Origin of the sequence: Actinopolymorpha cephalotaxi (assembly GCF_013408535.1) — a bacterium.
Lineage (GTDB): Bacteria > Actinomycetota > Actinomycetes > Propionibacteriales > Actinopolymorphaceae > Actinopolymorpha > Actinopolymorpha cephalotaxi.
The window spans coordinates 4,506,797-4,525,493 of record NZ_JACBZA010000001.1 but is presented as its reverse complement, the minus strand read 5'-3'; the positions used below and the strand labels follow the sequence as shown (position 1 = coordinate 4,525,493).

16 protein-coding genes are annotated in these 18,697 nt (G+C 70.0%); 3 read left to right on the top strand and 13 right to left on the bottom strand.

All coding sequences use genetic code 11. The features are described 5' to 3' along the window. Positions 1-10: 10 nt before the first annotated feature. From FHR37_RS19980 to FHR37_RS19950, 7 genes are all read right to left on the bottom strand, one after another. A complete protein-coding gene (locus tag FHR37_RS19980) occupies positions 11-1,057 on the bottom strand; it encodes a LacI family DNA-binding transcriptional regulator (protein WP_092885365.1) in 1,047 nt (348 codons plus the stop codon). Positions 1,058-1,102: 45 nt separating this feature from the next. Further along, positions 1,103-2,599 carry an ABC transporter substrate-binding protein gene (locus tag FHR37_RS19975; RefSeq protein WP_092885363.1) on the bottom strand — a complete coding sequence of 499 codons (1,497 nt, stop codon included), beginning with the start codon at positions 2,597-2,599 and terminating at the stop codon, positions 1,103-1,105. 58 nt (positions 2,600-2,657) lie between these two features. After that, positions 2,658-4,154: a sulfatase family protein gene (locus tag FHR37_RS19970; RefSeq protein ID WP_237768933.1), complete on the bottom strand. Its 1,497-nt coding sequence runs from the start codon at positions 4,152-4,154 to the stop codon at positions 2,658-2,660. Further along, positions 4,151-6,046, bottom strand: coding sequence for a glycoside hydrolase family 2 protein (locus FHR37_RS19965; RefSeq protein WP_092885361.1), 1,896 nt, complete (start codon positions 6,044-6,046; stop codon positions 4,151-4,153). The genes FHR37_RS19970 and FHR37_RS19965 overlap by 4 nt, the downstream gene beginning before the upstream one ends. A gap of 62 nt (positions 6,047-6,108) precedes the next feature. Next, positions 6,109-7,545, bottom strand: coding sequence for a sulfatase-like hydrolase/transferase (locus FHR37_RS19960; protein WP_092885359.1), 1,437 nt, complete (start codon positions 7,543-7,545; stop codon positions 6,109-6,111). After that, positions 7,542-8,384, bottom strand: a complete 843-nt coding sequence (locus tag FHR37_RS19955; RefSeq protein WP_092885357.1) for a carbohydrate ABC transporter permease — start codon at positions 8,382-8,384, stop codon at positions 7,542-7,544. The genes FHR37_RS19960 and FHR37_RS19955 overlap by 4 nt, the downstream gene beginning before the upstream one ends. Beyond that, positions 8,381-9,346, bottom strand: coding sequence for a carbohydrate ABC transporter permease (locus FHR37_RS19950; RefSeq protein ID WP_237768932.1), 966 nt, complete (start codon positions 9,344-9,346; stop codon positions 8,381-8,383). The genes FHR37_RS19955 and FHR37_RS19950 overlap by 4 nt, the downstream gene beginning before the upstream one ends. Positions 9,347-9,472: 126 nt before the next feature. Here FHR37_RS19950 and FHR37_RS19945 point away from each other — a divergent pair, with 126 nt between their 5' ends. The 3 genes from FHR37_RS19945 (at position 9,473) to FHR37_RS19935 (ending at position 12,730) form a co-directional block, all read left to right on the top strand. Continuing rightward, entirely contained in the window at positions 9,473-10,519 is a 1,047-nt protein-coding gene (locus tag FHR37_RS19945; protein WP_092885355.1) for a glycoside hydrolase family 43 protein, read from the top strand. A 27-nt stretch (positions 10,520-10,546) separates the two neighbouring features. Beyond that, positions 10,547-11,662, top strand: a complete 1,116-nt coding sequence (locus FHR37_RS19940) for a zinc-binding dehydrogenase (RefSeq protein ID WP_092885353.1) — start codon at positions 10,547-10,549, stop codon at positions 11,660-11,662. A gap of 126 nt (positions 11,663-11,788) precedes the next feature. Continuing rightward, the gene (locus tag FHR37_RS19935) at positions 11,789-12,730 is read left to right on the top strand and encodes an AEC family transporter (RefSeq protein WP_092885503.1); all 942 of its coding nucleotides are present in this window, start codon (positions 11,789-11,791) and stop codon (positions 12,728-12,730) included. A gap of 22 nt (positions 12,731-12,752) precedes the next feature. On the opposite strand, the gene FHR37_RS19930 is transcribed toward FHR37_RS19935, so the two are convergent. From FHR37_RS19930 to FHR37_RS19905, 6 genes are all read right to left on the bottom strand, one after another. Then, complete coding sequence (locus FHR37_RS19930; protein WP_175542626.1) at positions 12,753-13,634, bottom strand: sulfotransferase family protein; 882 nt, start codon at positions 13,632-13,634, stop codon at positions 12,753-12,755. 26 nt (positions 13,635-13,660) lie between these two features. Next, positions 13,661-14,332 carry a hypothetical protein gene (locus tag FHR37_RS19925; RefSeq protein ID WP_175542625.1) on the bottom strand — a complete coding sequence of 224 codons (672 nt, stop codon included), beginning with the start codon at positions 14,330-14,332 and terminating at the stop codon, positions 13,661-13,663. A 201-nt stretch (positions 14,333-14,533) separates the two neighbouring features. Beyond that, positions 14,534-15,583: a hemolysin family protein gene (locus FHR37_RS19920; RefSeq protein WP_092885350.1), complete on the bottom strand. Its 1,050-nt coding sequence runs from the start codon at positions 15,581-15,583 to the stop codon at positions 14,534-14,536. An 11-nt stretch (positions 15,584-15,594) separates the two neighbouring features. After that, positions 15,595-16,983 carry a hemolysin family protein gene (locus tag FHR37_RS19915; RefSeq protein WP_092885348.1) on the bottom strand — a complete coding sequence of 463 codons (1,389 nt, stop codon included), beginning with the start codon at positions 16,981-16,983 and terminating at the stop codon, positions 15,595-15,597. A 137-nt stretch (positions 16,984-17,120) separates the two neighbouring features. After that, complete coding sequence (locus tag FHR37_RS19910; RefSeq protein ID WP_237768931.1) at positions 17,121-18,083, bottom strand: GNAT family N-acetyltransferase; 963 nt, start codon at positions 18,081-18,083, stop codon at positions 17,121-17,123. Beyond that, complete coding sequence (locus tag FHR37_RS19905; protein ID WP_092885346.1) at positions 18,080-18,637, bottom strand: TetR/AcrR family transcriptional regulator; 558 nt, start codon at positions 18,635-18,637, stop codon at positions 18,080-18,082. Before FHR37_RS19905 ends, FHR37_RS19910 begins: the two co-directional genes overlap by 4 nt. Between the last annotated feature and the right edge of the window lie 60 nt (positions 18,638-18,697).

The following is an 18,697-nucleotide window of genomic DNA, read 5'->3' as shown; positions in this document are numbered from 1 at the left end:
CACTCGGGGGTTATGCCGGTTGTCGCCGTACGTCAATGCCCCGGTCGCCGAGTGTGCTCTCGCGCGGCACCAGCTCGAACTCCGCGACCACCCGGCGTGCCGGGCGGTCGAGGCCGTCGATGCGCTCGACCAGCATGTCCACTGCCGTACGCGCGATCAGCTGCTTGTCCGGGGAGATCGTCGACAGCGACGGGGTGCTCAGCCGGGCGGCCTCGATGTCGTCGATCCCCACCACCGCGACGTCCTCGGGAACGCGCCGGCCGCGCGAGTGCAGGGTCCGGATCGCCCCGAGAGCCACGCGGTCGTTGAAGCAGAAGAGTGCGTCGAAGTGCCCGGCCGAGGCGAGCAGTTCGTCGACGGCGGCGGCGACGCCCTCGGGGGAGTGCTCGAGTTGGTGGACGACGAGCGCCGGGTCGAACGGCAGGCCCGCCCGGGTGAGGGCGTCGGTGTAGCCAAGCTGTCGCCGGCCCGACTCCTGCGGGCGCTTGGCGCCCTGGGTCTGCGGCGGCGCCCCGATGACGGCGATCCGGCGGCGGCCGAGTCCGATCAGGTGCTCGGTGGCCGCCGCTGCCGCCGCCCGGCTGTCGATCGCCACGCTGTCGGCGGACCGCTGCAGCCGCTCGCCCAGCAGGACCAGCGGTGTCCGGTCGGGCCGGTTGCGCAGGTAGGAAGCCGTCAGTGACCAGGGCTGCAGGATCATCCCGTCGATGAGGTGGCTGCGGAACCCCTCGGCCACCAGTTGCTCGCGTTCACGCGCTCCCTCGGTGCAGTCGATGAGGACGGTGAGGTCGCGGGTCTCGGCCTCCTTGACGATGAGATGGGCGATCTCGGCGAAGTACGGGCTGCGCATCGACGGAAGCGCCAGCGCGATCAGGCCGGTGCGCCCGCGACGGAGGTTCCGTGCCGAGATGTTGGGCCGGTAGTCGAGTTCGGCCAGTGCGCGTTCGACCTTCCCCTTCGTCTCGGGCGTCAGGTAGGGGTAGTCGTTCAGGACGTTGGAGACCGTCTTGATCGACACTCCGGCCAGCTTCGCCACGTCCCTGATCGTCGCGCGCATTCGACCCACTCTCCTCGGCCACCCACGGGCCCGCCCGAAGAGTACCTACGAGCCGTACTTGTCGGTGCCGTAGTCCTCTCCCGGCTTCCAGTCGTCGAACTTCCAGTCGTCCTCGCTGACCTTCGCGCCCTTGCCCGCGACCACCTTGATCGCCCGCGCCCGCTCGGCGGTGAGCTTGTCCGCGTACTCCGTCAGGGCCTTCCGGATGTCCTTGACCTGCCCGCCGAGCGCACCCTGGACGAGTGTCCCGAGGTTGGGGTCGATCGGCTTCATCTCCGCCACGACGTCGGACACGGCAGCGTTACGGGCGACGGGACTGGGTGCGAGTTTGACCTGCTGCCGGTAGAACTCGGCGGCCCGCTTGAAGGTCGGGTGGACGTTCGCCCTGTCCACCAGGGAGAGGTCCACCGGCATGGCGTCCATCTGCTCGGCCTCGCGCAGCATGACGTCCTCGGTGGCGAAGCGTCCGAGCAGTTGCGAGGCCTTGTCCTTCAGCTGCGAACTCGCCGACAGCCAGAAGTCGCCGCCCTTGGGCGCGCTGTAGATCACCGGTGTGCGGCCGGGCTCGGCGACCGGGACCGCGGCCACGTCCAGCTTGTCCAGGAACTGCTTGAAGCCGTCGTTGACCACGCCGACGTTCCACGGGCCGTCGAAGAAGACGCCGGCGATCCCGGTGGTCCACCGTGCCCTGGCCGTCCGGGCGTCGAGGGAGGAGGAGGCGGGGAACAGAACGCCGTCCCGCTTCATCGACGCCAGGAACTCCACGGCATGTACGTACGCGTCGCTTCCGTAGGTGTACTCACCGGTGCGCGGGTCGACGCCACCGACACCGCCGGCGGCCTGGGCGAGGTCCTCGACGTGTTCACCCATCCGGGGCGCGAACTGCAGCGGCGCGATCCATCCGTACGCCCCACCGCCGGTCTTCCTGATCGCGCGGGCGGTTTTGCGGACGCCGTCCCAGGTGGCGAGGTCGCGTGCCGGGTCCGCGCCGGCCTTCTTCACCAGGTCGGTGTTGAACCACGTCAACGTCGTGTACTGGCGGAAGGAGACCAGCGGCAGGGAGTACAGCTTGCCGCCGAAGTGGGTGAACCCCTCCAGGAACGCCGACTTCGGGATCGCCGCCAGCGCCTTCTCGTCCAGGTCGATCCGCGCGAACCAGCCCTGCTTGCGCAGCCTGGCCGCCGGCACTCCCAGCCCGGCGGTGGTGAAGACGTCCGGCATCTGTTTGCTGCTGAACGCGAGTTGCAGCGCCTGACCCTGCTTGTTGGGGTTGTAGACCGTGTAGTCGACGTGCACGCCGGTCGACTTCTCGAACTCCGCGAAGATCTTCTCGTGCAGGTCGGCCCGCGGCTGGAACTGGTCCCACCAGCGCAGCGTGCCACCGCGCCCGCCACCGCCACCGCCGCCGCCACCACCACCGGACCCGCCGGCGCGGTCGGTCGTACTCGGAGCCGTGTTGCAGGCGCCGAGTCCGGCGGCGCCGAGCAGGGCGCCACCCGAGGCGGCCAGGAACCTTCGCCGGTTGAACATTCGGTTGACCATGCGTGCTTTCCTCCTGCTCGGCGCCGGACGCTCAGTGGCGCCGGCGCTGCCGCCGCGGTCAGGCTTCGGCTTCGCGGCGGCGGACGGTGAACGGTGCGAGATGGTTGTGCGGTGCGCGTCGTGGCTCGTACGCCGCGCGGGGCAGGTCGTCCACGACCCGGGTCGACCACCACAGCAGGTGCTCGGTCAACGCGGCCCGGACCCCGGCCACGTCCGGGTCGCCCCACCGGTCGGACAGCTCCATCGGGTCCTCGGCCAGGTCGTAGAGCTCACCGCGACCGGTCACGTCGTAGACGAGCTTCCACCGGCCCTGCCGGACCATGCGGGACGTGCCGCTCTGGGTGACGCTGTTGAGCTCGTCGTACTTCGTTCCCTCGTAGGGGAAGTGCAGCGGCGGGCGCTGGTCCTCGTCGTACGGGACACCGCCGTAGCCGCGTTCTGCGTAGACGCTCGCGAACTCCTGCGCCGGGTAGTCGCCTCCGGTCAGCACCGGCCACAGGCTGCGGCCCTGCACGCCGTACGGGATGTCCGCACCGACCGCCTCGCACAGGGTGGGGAAGAGGTCGGCCAGGGACACGTGCTCGGCGGCGTCGTCCGTGGCGACCACGCCCGGACCGGCCAGGACGAACGGGATCCGCATCAGCGCCTCCGGCATCCCCGCGCCCTTGCGCTGCAGGCCGTAGTCGCCGACGTAGTCCCCGTGGTCGGCGACGAAGACGACGAGCGTGTCGTCAAGCACGCCTTGCGCTTCGAGATGTCCGAGCAGCCGGCGGATCTGGTCGTCGATCAGCCGCAGCATGCCGCAGTAGGTGGCGCGGTAGCGTCGCCACAGCCGGTCGTAGCCCGGCCTCTTCTCCTCCAGCAGATCGGCGAGCCACTTCCACGCACCGCCCTTGGCCTGTGCGGCTTCCGGGCCGCAGGCGCGGTCGGGAACCTCGTCCTCGGGGAACATCGAGAAGTACGGCTCCGGCGCCTGGTAGGGGTTGTGCGGCTCCGGGAAGGAAACCCAGCCGAAGAAGGGCCGGTCACGATCGCGCCGGTCCAGCGCCTCGATCGCGTCGGAGACGATGCGGTACGGATACTGGCACTCCAGCGGGAACGCCGTCGGCTCCAGGGCCGGGCCGTGGTCGATCGACCGCAACCAGGCGGAGAAGTCCCGCTGCTCGTCGGTGGAGTCCGGCCCCCGCTCGTGCCAGTACGGACCGGCGAAGGAGTCGAAGTCGTCCGCGCCGCGATACATGTGCGTCTTCCCGGCGAAGTGCGTCGAGTAGCCCGCCGCCGCGAGGACGTCCAGCAGGTCCTCACCGCGAAGCACCTCCCCGGCCGCGGAGTTCTGGCGTACGCGGTGGGCCGACGGGAAGCGCCCGGTGAGCAGGCTGGTCCGCGCCGGCACACACGCCGGTGCCGTCGTGTAGGCGTTGCGGAAGCGGGTCCCGGACGCGGCCACCGAGTCCAGGAACGGCATCGTGTCCAGCCCGAACCCCTCGCCGGCGGTGAAGCCGGCCCGGTGCTGGTCGGTCATCACCAGCAGGATGTTCGGCCGTGACGTGCTCACCGTGCCGCCCCCTTCGCGGGCCCATCCGGCTGCTGCTGTTGCGCCTGGTGGGCGGCCCGGCGGTAGGCGTCGATCTCCTCCGCGGGGATCGCCCGGCTCGGCCCGGCCACGATGTCGTGGATCTGCTCGACGGGCAGCTTCGGCGTACGGTCCTCGGTGAGCAGGCCGTTGCGCTCCTGCTGGGTGTCGGTCAGCTGGGTGTAGCAGAACCCCGCGAGCTCGGGGCTGTCGAGAATGGCGCCGACGAGTTCGCCGAACCGCGCGCGCAGGGTCTCGGGGGTGTCGACCGTGCTGTAGCCGAACCAGTTGGCCTCGGCCGTGGGCAGGTAGGACAGGCCCCCGAACTCGGTGAGCACCACCGGCTGGCCCTCGCGCACGGGTTCGGTGAGCAGCACCTTGCGGCGTCCCGGCCCGGGTCCGTAGAGGGTCCGGCCGACCGCCTCGGGGCTGCCGTACCGCTCCTCGATGCTGGCGCCGCGCGGGGTGTAGTCGTGCACGCCCCAGATGTCGCTGACGGTGTGTTCCCAGCCGTCGTTGGAGATCACCGGACGGGTCGGGTCGATCGCCCTGGTCAGGTGGTAGAGCGCGGTGGCGAAGCTGCGCTGCTGCTCTGAGGTGGCGATGTGGGGTACGCCCCAGCTCTCGTTGAGCGGCACCCAGCACACGACGCAGGGGTGGCTCCGGTCCCGGCGTACGGCCTCGGTCCACTCCCGGGTCAGCCGGTCGACCGCCCGGGTGGAGAACTCGAAGGCGTTGGCCATCTCGCCCCACACCAGCAGGCCGAGACGGTCGCACCAGTAGAGGAACCGCGGGTCCTCGACCTTCTGGTGGATGCGGGCGCCGGTGAAGCCGAGCTCCTTGATGAGCTCGACCTCACGGCGCAGCGCGTCCGCGTCCGGAGCGGCGAGGTGCGACTGCGGCCAGAACCCCTGTTCGAGCACCATCCGCAGGTAGTACGGCCGGCCGTTGAGCAGGAACAGCCCGTCCCGGAAGCCGACGCTGCGCAGGCCGACGTAGCTGGCCACCTCGTCGCCTGGCCGGTCGCCGTCACGAAGCGTCAAGGTGGCGTTGACGAGGATCGGTGACTCCGGCGACCACAGCAGCCGGCCGGCCCGACCGCCGAGCAGGTCCGGGATGGCGAGGACGGTCCGGGACGTCTCCTCGCCGACCCGGACCGTCTGCCGGGCGAGGAGTTCGCCGTCGAGATCCAGCCGGACGTCGAGGTCGACCGGCGAGGCCGGTGCCCGGTTGAGTGTCAACTCCAGCTGGACGGTGCCGGCCTCCAGGTCGCAACTCCACGCCAGGTCGGCGATGTGCACGTCCGGAACGGTCTCGAGCCAGACGGGCTGCCAGATCCCGGTCGTACGGTCGTAGAAGATTCCCTCCGGCTCCAGGGACCGGCACTGTTTGCCGCGCGGCTGGCTCGCGTCGGTGGGCAGGTCCTCGGCCCGGACGACGACGACCTGCTCACCGCCGTCGTGCAGTGCCCCGGTGATGTCGAACGAGAACGGCGTGTGCCCGCCCTCGTGGCCGCCGACCCTGTTGCCGTTGACCCACACGGTGGCGGAGTAGTCGACCGCGCCGAAGTGCAGCAGGACGCGTTCTGCTCCCGCCAGTGGGGCGACCGGGAATGTCCGCTCGTACCACACCACCGGGTGGAAGCCCGGGTCGTGCACCTCCGACAGCTTCGACTCCGGCGGGTACGGAACCCGGATGGTGCGGCCGAACACTTCCGCCGACGCCGCGTCGAACCACCGCTCGCGCAGGCCGGCGTCGCCGTCGTCGAAGGCGAAGCGCCAGACGCCGCAGAGATCGGTCCACGTCTCGCGGCGGAACTGCGGGCGGGGATGCGCGGACGGGTCGGTGGACGGCTCGGTCGTCGGGTCGGTCACGGAGGTCCTCTCGGGAGTCGAGGGCAGTGGATGGTCTGTCGTCGGCGTCGCGGTCGCCGGGCCTACCAGAAGGCGTCCCGGGGCTGGGTGCGGTCCTCGGTGGCGACCAGGACGTCGAGCAGCTTCTCCTGCAGCACAAGCCGATCGGCGGCGTGTGCCGCGTCGTCCCAGAGGTTGGTGAGCTCCCGCGGGTCGGCGACGAGGTCGTAGAGCTCGCCGGTGCGAGCTCTCAGGCCGGCGGAGTCACCGTGGTGGACGACCAGCTTCCAGCGGTCGTGGCGCAGCATCGTGGTGTGCACCGGCGGCTCGTACGGATGGCCGCTGTTGCGGTACTGCGACAGCGCCCAGTCGCGGGTCCACGCGTCGGAGTCTCCGCGGGCCAGCGGCAGTAGGCTGGCGCCCTGGCCACGGGCCAGCGGCGGCAGACCGGCGAGTTCCAGCAACGTCGGGGCGAGGTCGATCCACTGCACGAGTTCGGTTCGCCGTTCGCCGGCCGGGAGCACACCGGGCAGCCGCATCAGCAACGGAACCCGGACCGAGCAGTCGTACATCATCGGGCCCTTGAGCATCAGCTGGTGGTCGCCGAGCATCTCACCGTGGTCGCTGGTGAAGACCACGAGCGTGTTGTCGGCCAGGCCCTCCTCGTCCAGGGTGGCGAGGATGCGGCCCACCTCGTCGTCGACCAGGGTGACCATGGCGTAGTAGGAGGCCTTCACCTGCTGGAGTTCTGCCTCGGTGTACTCCACGAAGCCCTTGGCGTGCCCGGCGTAGGACTCCTTCGACGCCTCGGTGTAGATGGCCGGCTTGGTCGCCAGCTCGTCCGGTGTGGTTACCGGCCGGGACAGCGCCTCCGGGTCGTAGCGGTCGACGTAGTCCTGCGGCGCGCCGAAGCCGTGGTGGGGGTCGAAGAAGTTCGCCACGAAGCAGAAGGGCCTGTCGCGCTCGCGCCCGGTGCGCAGGAACTCCTGCGTCTCCAGGCCGATCCACCGGCTGTAGTGCGCCTGCGTCGGCATCGTGTCGAACGTCACCGGTGACGCCGGGTCGAGCGCCGCGGCGTGCAGGTCGGGATGGGCGGCGCGCAGCCAACGGTGGTAGGCGTTCTCCGACGAGCCGGGGTAGGGGTCGTGCGCCCACCGGAACACCCGGAAGCCGTCGTCGAGGCGCCGCTCCGTGCGGCCGGCGAAACATGCTGACAAGTGCAGCTTGCCGACCAGCCCGCAGTCGTAGCCGGCGTCGGCCAGGTCCCTGGTGAACAGGCGTTCGTGGTCGGGCAGGCCGACGCCGTTGGCCCACAGGCCGTGGTTGGCGACGTAGCGGCCGGTCATCAGGCTGGCCCGTGACGGTCCGCACACGGGGTTCTGCACGTAGCAGTTCTCGAACAGCACGCCCTGCCGGGCAAGGCGGTCCAGGTGGGGCGTCTCGATCTCGTCGTTGCCGTACGCACCGAGCGCGTCGAAGCGCTGCTGGTCGGTGCAGATGAACAGGATGTTCGGTGTCATGACTTGACCGCTCCCGCGATTCCCTCGACGAAGTAGCGCTGCAACAACACGAAGATCACCACGACCGGCAGCAGCGAGATGGTCGCCGCAGCCGCCATGCCCGACCAGTCGGTGGAGTTCTCGCCGACGAACGCCAGCATGCCGACGCTCAGCGTGCGCAGGTCCGGCCGGGAGAACGTGAACACCAGTGGCAGGAAGAACGCGTTCCAGGTGGCGAGGAACGTCAGCAACGTGACGGTGGCGGTCACCGGCATCGCCAACGGCAGCATCACCCGGAAGAAGATCGACCAGAAGCCGGCGCCGTCGACGATCGCGGCCTCCTCGAGTTCTGCCGGAATCTGGCGGAAGTAGCCGAGGTAGAGCAGGATCGCCGCGACGTGGGCACCGCCGCTGAGGGCGACGATGATCCCGCCCAGGGAGTTCAGCAGGCCCAGCCGCTGGGAGATGTCCACCACCGGGATGATCGTGTAGCCGGTCGGCACGAACAACGTCGCCACCAGCACGACCATGATCGCCTTGCGGCCCGCGAACCGGTGGCGGGCCAGCACGTAGCCGGCCATCGCGCAGCGTACGACGACCACGACGACGGTCACCATGGTGACGACCACGGTGTTCAGCAGGTAGCGGCCGAAGTGCGCGTCGTTCCAGGCCCGTGCGTAGTTGGCCCACACCGGCGACTTCGGGACCAGCGACAGCCCGGAGGCGAAGACCTCCATCTGGTCCTTCAGGGACGCGGCGACCATCCACACGAACGGGTAGACCCACAGGGCGCAGCCGATGGCCAGGAAGGCCGCGGCGATCCACCACGGCAGCCGGCGCGCGATCCGGGCCGTGCTCATGCCGTACCCCCCGACCGGCGCACGGCCCTGATGCCGAGCAACTGGAACAGGCCGACCAGGCACACGAACAACCCGAAGACCACGGCGGCCGCGGAGGCGTAGCCGAGTTGCGGGACGGTCGCCGCGAACGCCCAGCGGTAGATGTAGATCTCGACGACCTCGGTGGCGTAGAACGGCCCGCCGCCGGTCATGGTGAGCATCAGGTCGAACACCTTCAGCGTGGCCTCCAGCGACAGCAGGCCGATGATGACGAGGAACGGTCGCAGCAGCGGCATGGTGATGTGCCGCATCAGTTTCCACGGGCCCGCGCCGTCGATCCTGGCCGCCTCGTACACCTCGTTCGGAATGGTCTGCAGTGCGGCCAGCCAGTAGACGAGGGTGATCCCGAACCACTTCCAGACGTAGACGCCGGCCACGGTCCACAACGCGGTGGAGGAGTCGCCGAGGAAGTTGACCCCTTCGGAGAGCAGGCCGAGCCTAGTCAGCGCCAGGTTGATCGGGCCACTCGCGGGGTCGAGGACGAACTGCATCACGACGCCGACGATGGCGGTGGTGGTCACCACCGGAAGGAACAACGCGGTCCGGAACACCGTCGAGAACGGCATCTTCGGCGAGTTGAGCACGATCGCGACGAGCAGCGTGCCGACGACCTGCAGCGGGACCGTCACCAGCATGAACAGCGCGGTGATCCTGAACGAGTTCCAGAACAGCGGATCGGCGAGCACGTCACGGTAGTTCTGCAGGCCGATCCAGGTCCGGTCCGACCCGAAGCCGTCCCACCTGAGGAAGGAGTACCAGTAGCTCGCGACGATCGGGTAGACGGTGTAGACGCCGTACAGCACGACGGTCGGTGTCAGGAACAACCAGATCCACAGCCTGGATCGGCCGGTGTCACGCGGCCCGCCGCCGGAACGGCGCGATGTCCGATCACGGACGTCGTTCTCCAGTGTCGCGACACTCAACCGGACGCACCCCTGTGTTCGTAGTACTACGTTGTACGAAGTCTTCTACAAATCCACCGCAAAGATCAACACCCGCAACGTCCGCACCCCACGTCGCACCCCTCTGGTCGGGAAAGGTGTCGAGTCATGCGAAGTCAGCGATCCTTCCGCGTAACGGCGTACCTGAGTGTGCTGGTCGTCCTGGTGGTCTCGGCCGTGGCCGGTCAGTCGGCCGCGCAGGCCTCGGAACGCGAGCCGCGGCCGGTCTACGCCGCACCCACCGGTGAGGCGGCCGACCCCGGCGTCGTCCGCGACGGCCGGGACTACTACGCCTTCATGACCGGCGGCCTGGCCCGGGTCGCGACGGCGAGCAGTCCGCGAGGACCGTGGCGGCCGATGCCGGACGCCCTGTCCCGCTGGGGTGAGTGGGCGTCGGGGAAGGGTGCGGTCTGGGCTCCCGACGCCGTGCGCACCTCGGCCGGATGGGTGCTGTACTACGCGGCGCAGGCGAAGGGATTCGCCGGCCAGCGCTGCATCGGCACCGCGGTCGCCGACCGGCCGGCCGGACCGTACGAGCCGGCGGCCACGCCGTTGGTCTGCCCGATCCTGAACGGTGAGGACCCCGCCGCCGACCGGCCCGACCAGACGTCGGGCGTGATCGACCCGTCGCCGTTCCAGGACGAGGACGGCACCCGCTACCTGCTGTACAAGACGCAGAAGACGCCGGGCACCATCCGGATGTTCCCGCTGTCGTCGGACGGGCTGCACGGACGGGGCGAGCTCAGCCACGAACTCGTCCGGCACTCCGACAGCATCGAGAACCCCGTGCTGGTGAAGCGCGACGGCTACTACTTCCTGTTCGCCGCCGCCAACTGGTACGACCAGTGCCGCTACTCCACGGTGTGGCGGCGTTCGGCGGACCTGTGGTCGTTCGCCGACAAGGACGAGCACGTGCTGCTGGACCAGGCCGGTACCGGACTGTGCGGGCCCGGTGGTGCCGACGTGGTCACGGGCGGAGGCGGTCCCGACCGGATCTTCCTGCACGGGTGGGTGTGCTCGGCCGACAACCAGCCGTGCGAGTTCACCGGCGTCGTGACCGACCCGAACAAGCGGCGGGTGGTCTACGCGGCCGTCCTGTCCTGGGGCACGGACGGCATCACTCCGCAGGTGCCCGCCTTCCTCCCGCCCGCGTGAGGCAGGTTTCCGTCTAGCCTGACCCGCATGGAGGAGATCTCTGTACGAGCGGCGGTCCTGGACGCGCCCGGTACGCCGCTGCGGGTCGAGGAGTTGTCGCTGCAACCGCCCCGGGCGGGGGAGGTGCTCGTCCGGGTCACCGCGGCGGGCCTGTGCCACACCGACCTGCACTACCTGTCGGGCGACCTCGCGTGCACGACCCCGATCGTGCCCGGCCACGAGGGTGCCGGCGTCGTGGAGCAGGTCGGCGCCGGGGTCACCTCGGTGCGGCCCGGCGACTCGGTCGTGCTCATGTGGCGTCCGCGCTGTGGCCGGTGTGCGTACTGCTCGTCCGGTCGGCCGGCGCTGTGCGACAACGCACGCGTGCAGATCACCACCAACGGCCTGCTGGACGGCACCACCCGGCTTCGCCGCGGCGACCAGGAGGTCCGGCACCTGCTCGGCGTCTCCTGCTTCGCCGACCGCTGCGTGGTCGCCGAACAGTCGGTGATCAAGATCCCGGACGACATCCCGCCGCGGATCGCCTCCCTCGTCGGGTGCGCCGTGATCACCGGCGTCGGGTCGGTGCTCAACGTCGTCACCGACGCCGCGCGCAGCGGCATCCTCGTGATCGGGGCGGGCGGGGTCGGGCTGTCCTGCGTGCTCGGCGGCAAGCTCGCCGGCGCGTACCCGCTGATCGTCGCCGACGTGGTGCCGCAGCGACTGGAGCTCGCGGCCAGGCTCGGCGCGACCCACACCATCGACTCCGGCCGGACCGACCTCGAGCAGGCCGTACGGGAGATCTGCCCCGACGGGGTGGACTGGGCGCTGGAGGCGGTCGGCCGGGCGCCGACCCTCGAACAGGGGCTGGCGTGCCTGCGCAAGGGCGGCACTCTGGTCGCGATCGGGCTCGGCGCGGTGGGCGCGACGTTCGAGGTCCCGATCAACCAGCTGGTGCAGCAGGAGAAGCGGCTGGTCGGCAGCCTGTACGGGAGTGCCAACACCGTGACGGACGTGCCGAAGCTGCTGGAGCTGTACAAGGCGGGCCGGCTTCCGCTGGACGAGCTGCTCGGCCCGACGTACCCGCTGAGCCGGGTGAACGACGCCTGTCAGGCTCTGGTTGACGGCGCCGTCGGGCGGATCGTGCTCGACCCCGACCGCTAGGACGTGCCCCGGCCCACCCGATAATGGCCCGGTCACGTCGAGCGCTGCTCGACGTGTCTGGCTCGATCTCCGTGCAGCGCCGCACGGTGAGTTGGTGTGGCGATCGGAAATCGAGGGAGCTTCGACGTGTCTGGCGTGCTGGCCGGGTTCGCCACCATCGGCATGATCATCGGGGTGGGCTTCCTCCTTGCCCACCTGAACGTGCTGGACGCGACCGCACAACGGGTCCTGACCCGGACGGCGTTCTTCGTCGCCAGCCCGGCACTGATGGTGACCGTTCTCGGCCGCAGCGACGTGCACCAGCTGCTGTCTGCCAACCTGATCGCGTCGCTCGGCAGCGTCTTCGTGGTGGCCACCACCTACATCCTGCTGGCCCGGCTGGTGTGGAGGCGAAGCCCCGCCGACACCGTGATCGGAACCTTCTCCGCCGCCTACGTGAACGCGGGCAACCTGGGCTTGCCGATCGCCGCGTACGCCCTGGGGGACGCGGCCCTGATCGCGCCGATGTTGCTTGCCCAGTTGCTGGTGCTCCAGCCGAGCGGGCTCACCGTGCTCGACGCCGTCACGCACGTTCCGCACCCCGGCATGTCCCGCGGCCGTCGGCTGATGCTGCGGGTGACCAGGCCTTTGCGCAACCCGCTGGCGATCGGCTCGCTGGTCGGCCTGATGCTGGCGATCACCGGGGTGAAACTGCCGGTGTTCCTCAGCGGACCGCTCGGCCTGCTGGGCGGGATGGCGGTGCCGTCGATGCTGCTGGCGTACGGCATCTCGCTGCGGCTGGGTCCCCGGCCCGGCGCCGGCGAACCCCCGGTCCAGGTCGCCACCATCCTGGCGCTGAAGCTGCTCGTCCAGCCGCTGGTCGCCTACCTGATCGGGGCGTACGTCGTCGGGATCAGCGGGCACGCCCTCCTCGCCGTGACGGTGATCGCCGCCCTGCCCACCGCCCAGAACGTCTTCACGTTCGCGATGCGCTACGGACGTGGGATCGTTCTCACCCGGGACGCGATCTTCTTCTCCACCGTGCTGTCCCTGCCGGTGATCATCGGGATCACCTGGCTGCTCTCCTGAGTTCGCTCACGGCTTCGGCCTCTCACTTGTAACCGAAGGCGTCGATCGCGAAGCCCAGCCGCTTTCTGGCGTACGTCTCGTCGGCGGGTGCGATCGGCGCCCAGTGCGCGAGCCGGTCGGCGGAGACCTCGAGTTCGGTCACGGCGTCCGGTAGGCCGAGCCGGCCGAAGAGTTCCGCGCGCCGGGACGGCCAGTCCTCGGCCACGTCCTCGAGCTGGAGCTGGACGCACCGGGGATCGGCCGTGACGTCGGTGCGCAGCCACGACAGGTACATCGGCTCCAGCCAGTTGCACACGCCCTCGATGTCGTCCGGGGCCCAGTCCATCGACAGGTGCGACGCGGCCACCTGGACCGGATGCCGGACGATGTGCACGATCCTGGCCTCCGGGAACAGGTCCCACAGCAACGCCGTCGCGAGCAGGTTGTTCGGTGTCTTCTCACACCACGTCTCCTTGCCGTGGTCGGCAGCACCGGCCGTGAAGAGCTCGTCGACGTAGGTCCGGCACAGGGTCAGCAGGTCCGCGCGCTCGGCGAAGTAGCGCCCGACGACCCGTGGTGTGGAACGTTCGTCGTAGTCGTACCAGCTGAGCGCCCCGAGGAACCGCTCACACCAGTCCGTATACCGGTCGGTTCCGAAGACGGCGGGCAGATCCGCGTGCGAGAACGCCTCGGGAGGCCAGTGGCCCGCGACGTCGCGAGTGAGCATGGTCCGGAAACGGTCGAGCGCGTCGATGGCGTGGAACGGCGTGTGGCCTGTGGACAGCGACTGCACCAGATCCTGCAGCCCACCGGGGTCGACCAGGAACCGCGTCTCCGGCGGAATATGCCACACCTGCGGATGGCAGCCGATGATCTGAGCGAGCTGCGTGGTCCCGGAACGACCGGTTCCGCCGACGAATATCAAGGTTCTCCACCTTACGGGTGTGTGGTCTACACGGGTGCGCGGAACTCGGGGGCGATCCACGGCCGGGTTCCCTGCGACCCGAGGTGATGGATGCTCGCGATCAGGAGCGGATGGGTGAGCTCCGCCGAGGTCAGGTGCTCGGCGGTGGCGGACTTCGCCCTCAGTACGCGCGCGGCCAGATCCACCAGTGGGTCGTTCAGCTCCCAACCGGTGAGCACTTCCAGTACACCGCGAGCGAGGGACCACCACGGCCTTTCGGGTACGTCAGGTGTGAGTACGTGAACCTCGTCGCCGGACACACACCTGATCGTGTGGGCATCGCTGCTCGATCCTCGTTCGAATCGAAGGTCCCACTCCTTCGGCGCGTGCAGGTAGTGCTCCGCCATCGGGCTGGACGGCGCGACCGTCACCACGTCGCCCAGCCACAGGTTCTGGAACTGGTCGGCGGTGGCGTCGACGATCGTCCCGTCGGGAAGGAGGTTCCAGCAGTGCACCCAGCTCACCGTGTCGTCGAGCAGTCTGAGGTAGCCCCGTCGGCCCTGCCAGCCGAACTCCTCCGTCAGTGCTGTGGTGACGTTCCCACATCGTCCGTCGTTCGGGCGCGCGTCCCGGCGACGGACCTCACCGCGGAGTTCGTGGATGCGCCGGAGTACGGCTGGATCACTCGGGCCTGCGAAGGAGGCGGCTGAGACGTCCACGGGGGTGAGGGTTTCAGCCAGGACAGTTGGGCGGCAAGCGAGTTTGGGTCCCGCGGGGTCACAAGCTCTTGGTAGCCACAGCGAAGTAGGTGACGACGGGCGCGTGGTCCTGGTTGCTGACGCGGAAGCCGGCGGGGCCGCGGGCGTCGATCGTGATCTGCAGGCTCAGCGATCTGCCTTCCGCCTGTCGGTGATCCGATGCTAAACCGTCGTGGTCGCAGGCTCCGGAGGTGCGGGGTCCTGGTGGGTGGTGAGGAGTTCGTCGACCAGATCCTGCAGGGTCACCAGCCCGAGCAGGGTCCCGTCCGTGCCCTCCACGAGGGCCAGGTGACTGCGGGTCACCCGCATGGTGGTGAGGGCCTTGTAGATGGGCGTGTTCGCGGGCATGCGGGTCACCGGTGCCGACATGAGGTCCCGTGCCGGGTGGTGCGGGCGGGTCAGTGCGTCTCGTACGTGCACCACTCCGACGACCTCGCCGGCCCGACGTACGAGGAGCCGCAGGTGACCGGTCTCCCGGGCGGTGTCGCGGATCGCGGCGCCGGAAGTCTCCGGGCCGACCTCGACGAGATCGCCGACCGGGGTGACGACTTCGCTGATCGGCCGGGTGTTGACCGCCAGCGCGGTGGCCAGCTGATGGCGTCGTTCCCCGTCGAGCGCACCGGCGGCGGCGGAGTGGTCGACGAGCTGGCGTAGCTCCTCCGGACCGTGACCGCCGGGCACCTCGTCGACCGGCTCGACACCGATCCGGCGCAGGCACCAGTTGGCCAGGCCGTTCAGGGTGAGCAGCGCCGGCCGGGTCAGCCACATGAACGCCCGCATCGGCAGCGCCAGCATGATCGCGGACTTCTCCGGATGGGAGATCGCCCACGACTTCGGTGCCATCTCCCCGACCACCAGGTGGAGGAAGGTGACCACGACCAGCGCGAGTATGAACCCGGCGACGTCGGCGGCGACCTCGGGCGCTCCGAGAGTCTCCAGTGCGGGAGTCAGCAGGTGGTGTACGGCGGGCTTGGTGACCGCGCCCAACGCCACCAGGCAGACCGTGATCCCCAGTTGGGATCCGGCCAGCAGCAGCGACAGATCCCGCGAACTCCGCAAGGCGGCGCGGGCCGCCACACTTGTGCGCGCCGCCTCCTCCAGCCGGTGCCGCCGGGCGGCGATCAGCGCGAACTCGATTGCCACGAAGAACGCGCTCGCGACGATGATGAGGGCCGACAGGACCAGCGCGAGAAGGGGATCCAGCTCGCTCATCGCACGGCCTCCTATTCCGCGGCGGCAACGGCCCCGTCGGCCGGACGCAAGGTGAGCTTGACACTGCGGGGCACCCGCCGGTCGACGTCCACCACCTGGAGGACGAGCGACCCGGGCGCCGGGCCCTTCTCGTCCACGTGGGACGAACCGAAGAGGTCGAGTGCGTACTCGTCGCCGGGTTCGGGCAGCCGGCCGAGGGCCTGGATCAGCAGCCCGCCGATCGACTCGTAGTGGCCCTGGGGCAGGTCGTGACCCACCAGGCGTTCCACCTCGTCCACCCCGTAGGTGCCCGGAACCAGCCAGGTCCGTTCGGCGATGACCTGGTGCTCGCCGGTGTCGTCGCGGTCGTGCTCGTCGGCGATCTCACCGACGAGTTCCTCGGCGATGTCCTCCACGGTGAGTACTCCGGCCAGCCCGCCGTACTCGTCGACCACGCAGGCGAACTCCTCGCCCGCCTCACGCAACCGGGCCAGCACCTGGGGTAGGCGCAGGAAGGTCGGCACGATGACGGGGGAGCGGGCGAATCCCCGCACCGGGAGCCGGCCGGCCTCGCTGTCGTGGCGATCGCCGTCGACGGTCAGCAGGTCACGCAGTTGGACGACGCCGACGACATCGTCGACGTCCGCCCCGTACACCGGCAGTCTGGAGTGTCCGGTAGCCATCATGGCAAGGGCGCCGGCGACGGTCTCGTCCGCGGCGATGCCGACGACCCGGGGCCTCGGCACCATCGCGTGCCCCGCGGTCGCGTCGGTGAAGTCGAGACTGCGGTCCAGGAGTACGGACAGGTCCTCGGCCAGCTCCCCGGTGTCGCGGGATCGCTCGACGATCCGGTGCAGGTCGCGGGCGGTCGCCGCGTGCTCCACGTCGTCCACCGGCGTGATGCGCACCGCCCTCAGCAGGACGACAGCTGCGCGGTCGAAGACGTGCACCACTGGCCCGAACACCTTCAGATACAGGGATGTCGACCGGGCCAGCGCCCGGGCCAGCTGCTCGGCCCGGGCGATCGCCCAGTTCTTGGCCAGCAGCTCACCGAACACCATCTGCACGACGGTGACGAACAGGAGCGCGACCAGGGCCCCGGTGGCCGTCCCGACCCCGGTCGGAACCCGGAGCCCGCCCAGCAGCTGGGACAGGCCCGAGCCGATCATCGGCTCGGCGACGTAACCGGCGAGCAGGCCGGTGACGGTGATCCCCAGCTGGGCGCCGGACAACATGAACGAGGTGCGGCCGGTGATGTCGAGCGCTCGCCGGGCACCGGCGTCGCCCTCGGCGGCGCGGGCCTTCAGGCGGTTGCGGTCGACCGCCATGTAGGCGAACTCCTGGGCTACGAAGTAGCCCGTCGCGGCGGTGACGACCAGCACCACCACGACTCCGGTGAGGATGCTCAGCGCGACGGTCATCGTCGTTGCTCGGTCAGCGCGACACCCCGCGGGGCGCCGCGCGGACTACTTGGTGGGTACGAGTCCATCGCTCTCTCACTCGACTGCGGGTACTGAACCAGACGATCGGGAGCGCCGGAATTGTTCCCTGGGCGCTCTCAGGCCGTCGCGAGCGGCACCTGGATCCAGCCGCCGACGTCGACCCGGCCGGCGCGTTCGGCCGCCTCGCGGGCACCCCGGTTGCCGGAGTGGACGGTGCCGACCAGGACGCGGCGGCCGTCGTCGGGGAGGGCGCGGGCGAGCAGCGTGGTGAGGTGTGGTCCGAAGCCTCGCCCGCGGAACCTCCTGGCCAGGACGAGTTCCTGGACGACGTACGCCGGCATGCCGAGAGTGTCGCCGGTCGCGGTCGTCGTCACCGCCACGTAGCCCGCCCAGTCGGCGCCGACCCTGACGTCGAACAGCATCCCCGCGGCCAGGGTTTCCGCCAGCGCCTCGCGGTCGGCAATCGTGGCCTGCGTGGGATGCAAGGGATGGTTGACATCCACGTCGGCGTAGGCCCGCTCGGCATCCTCGTAGTGCTCCAGCGTGGTCGCCGGAGTCAGCGTGAGCTCGGTGGGCGGCGTACGTTCGAAACCGGCGCGGAGCGCAGCCACCGGTCCGGCGAGGAACCGCCGGTCGGAGCCCGTGCCGGCGAACCAGCCGACCGGACGCGCGCTCCACAGCCGCAGGTAGCGCGGACGCAGCGCGGGGTAGGCCTCGGCGCCGGCCTTCGCCAGTGCGGGCAGGTCCCTTGCGGTGAAGGGCCGGCTCGTCACGGTGGCGTCGACGAACGGCAGCCGCGGATCGCCGCCCTCGTACCTCATGCTCATCATCGCGGCGAGGTCGCCCTCGACCTCGGTCCACCGGTTGAGGAACGTCTCGGCAGGCAGGTGGGGTGCGAACCGCCGCGCGCGCAGGGCGGCGAGTTCCAGGTCCGTCGCGAGCGTGACGTCCTCGGCGCGGTTGGCGGTGAGCAGGTCCAGTCGAACGGCGTCGTCGACCCACTGCCGGGTCACCGGGTGCTGGGCGGCCAGGAAGCAACGAGCCAGCTCCCGCGCTGCCGGAAGCCGCCGGTGCGTCACGTCAGCTCGCGCAACGCGGCCGCAGCGTCGGCCACGCAGTCGGCGAAGGTGGGCGGCTCGTCCGTCGAGACCCACCGTGCGAACGCGACGTGGAAGACGGTCACCGCGCTGTGTGCGGCCAGGCCGGCGGTCGGCTCGGTGACGCCACGTCCGTGCAGTGCGCTGACCGTCGCCTCGGTCAGCGCGGCGAGCTTGAGCAGCTCGCGTTCGTGCAAGCTCGGGTTGACAGCGACGATCCGGGCTCGGCGTACCGCGTGGTCGTGCCGGTCCGCCAGCAGTCCGCCGGCCGCGACCATCCCGGCCAGTGCGGCATCGAGCGGGGTGAGGTCGGCCGGTGCGGCCTCGATCGCGTCGTACGCCGTGCGTTCCATGACGTCGGAACCGGCGAACAGCACCTCGCGCTTGTCGGTGAAGTGCCGGAAGAAGGTGCGCTCGGTGACTCCGGCCCGCTCGGCGATGTCGCCGGCGGTCGTCTTGTCGAATCCGCGCTCGTCGAAGAGTTCGATCGCGGCCCGCATCATCCGGCCCCGCGCGTCCGGCTCCCAGCGCCCCATGGCGAGGAGTGTAGTGATGGCAGTCGCTGACATGCGGTGCTACTGTCCATGTCAGTCACT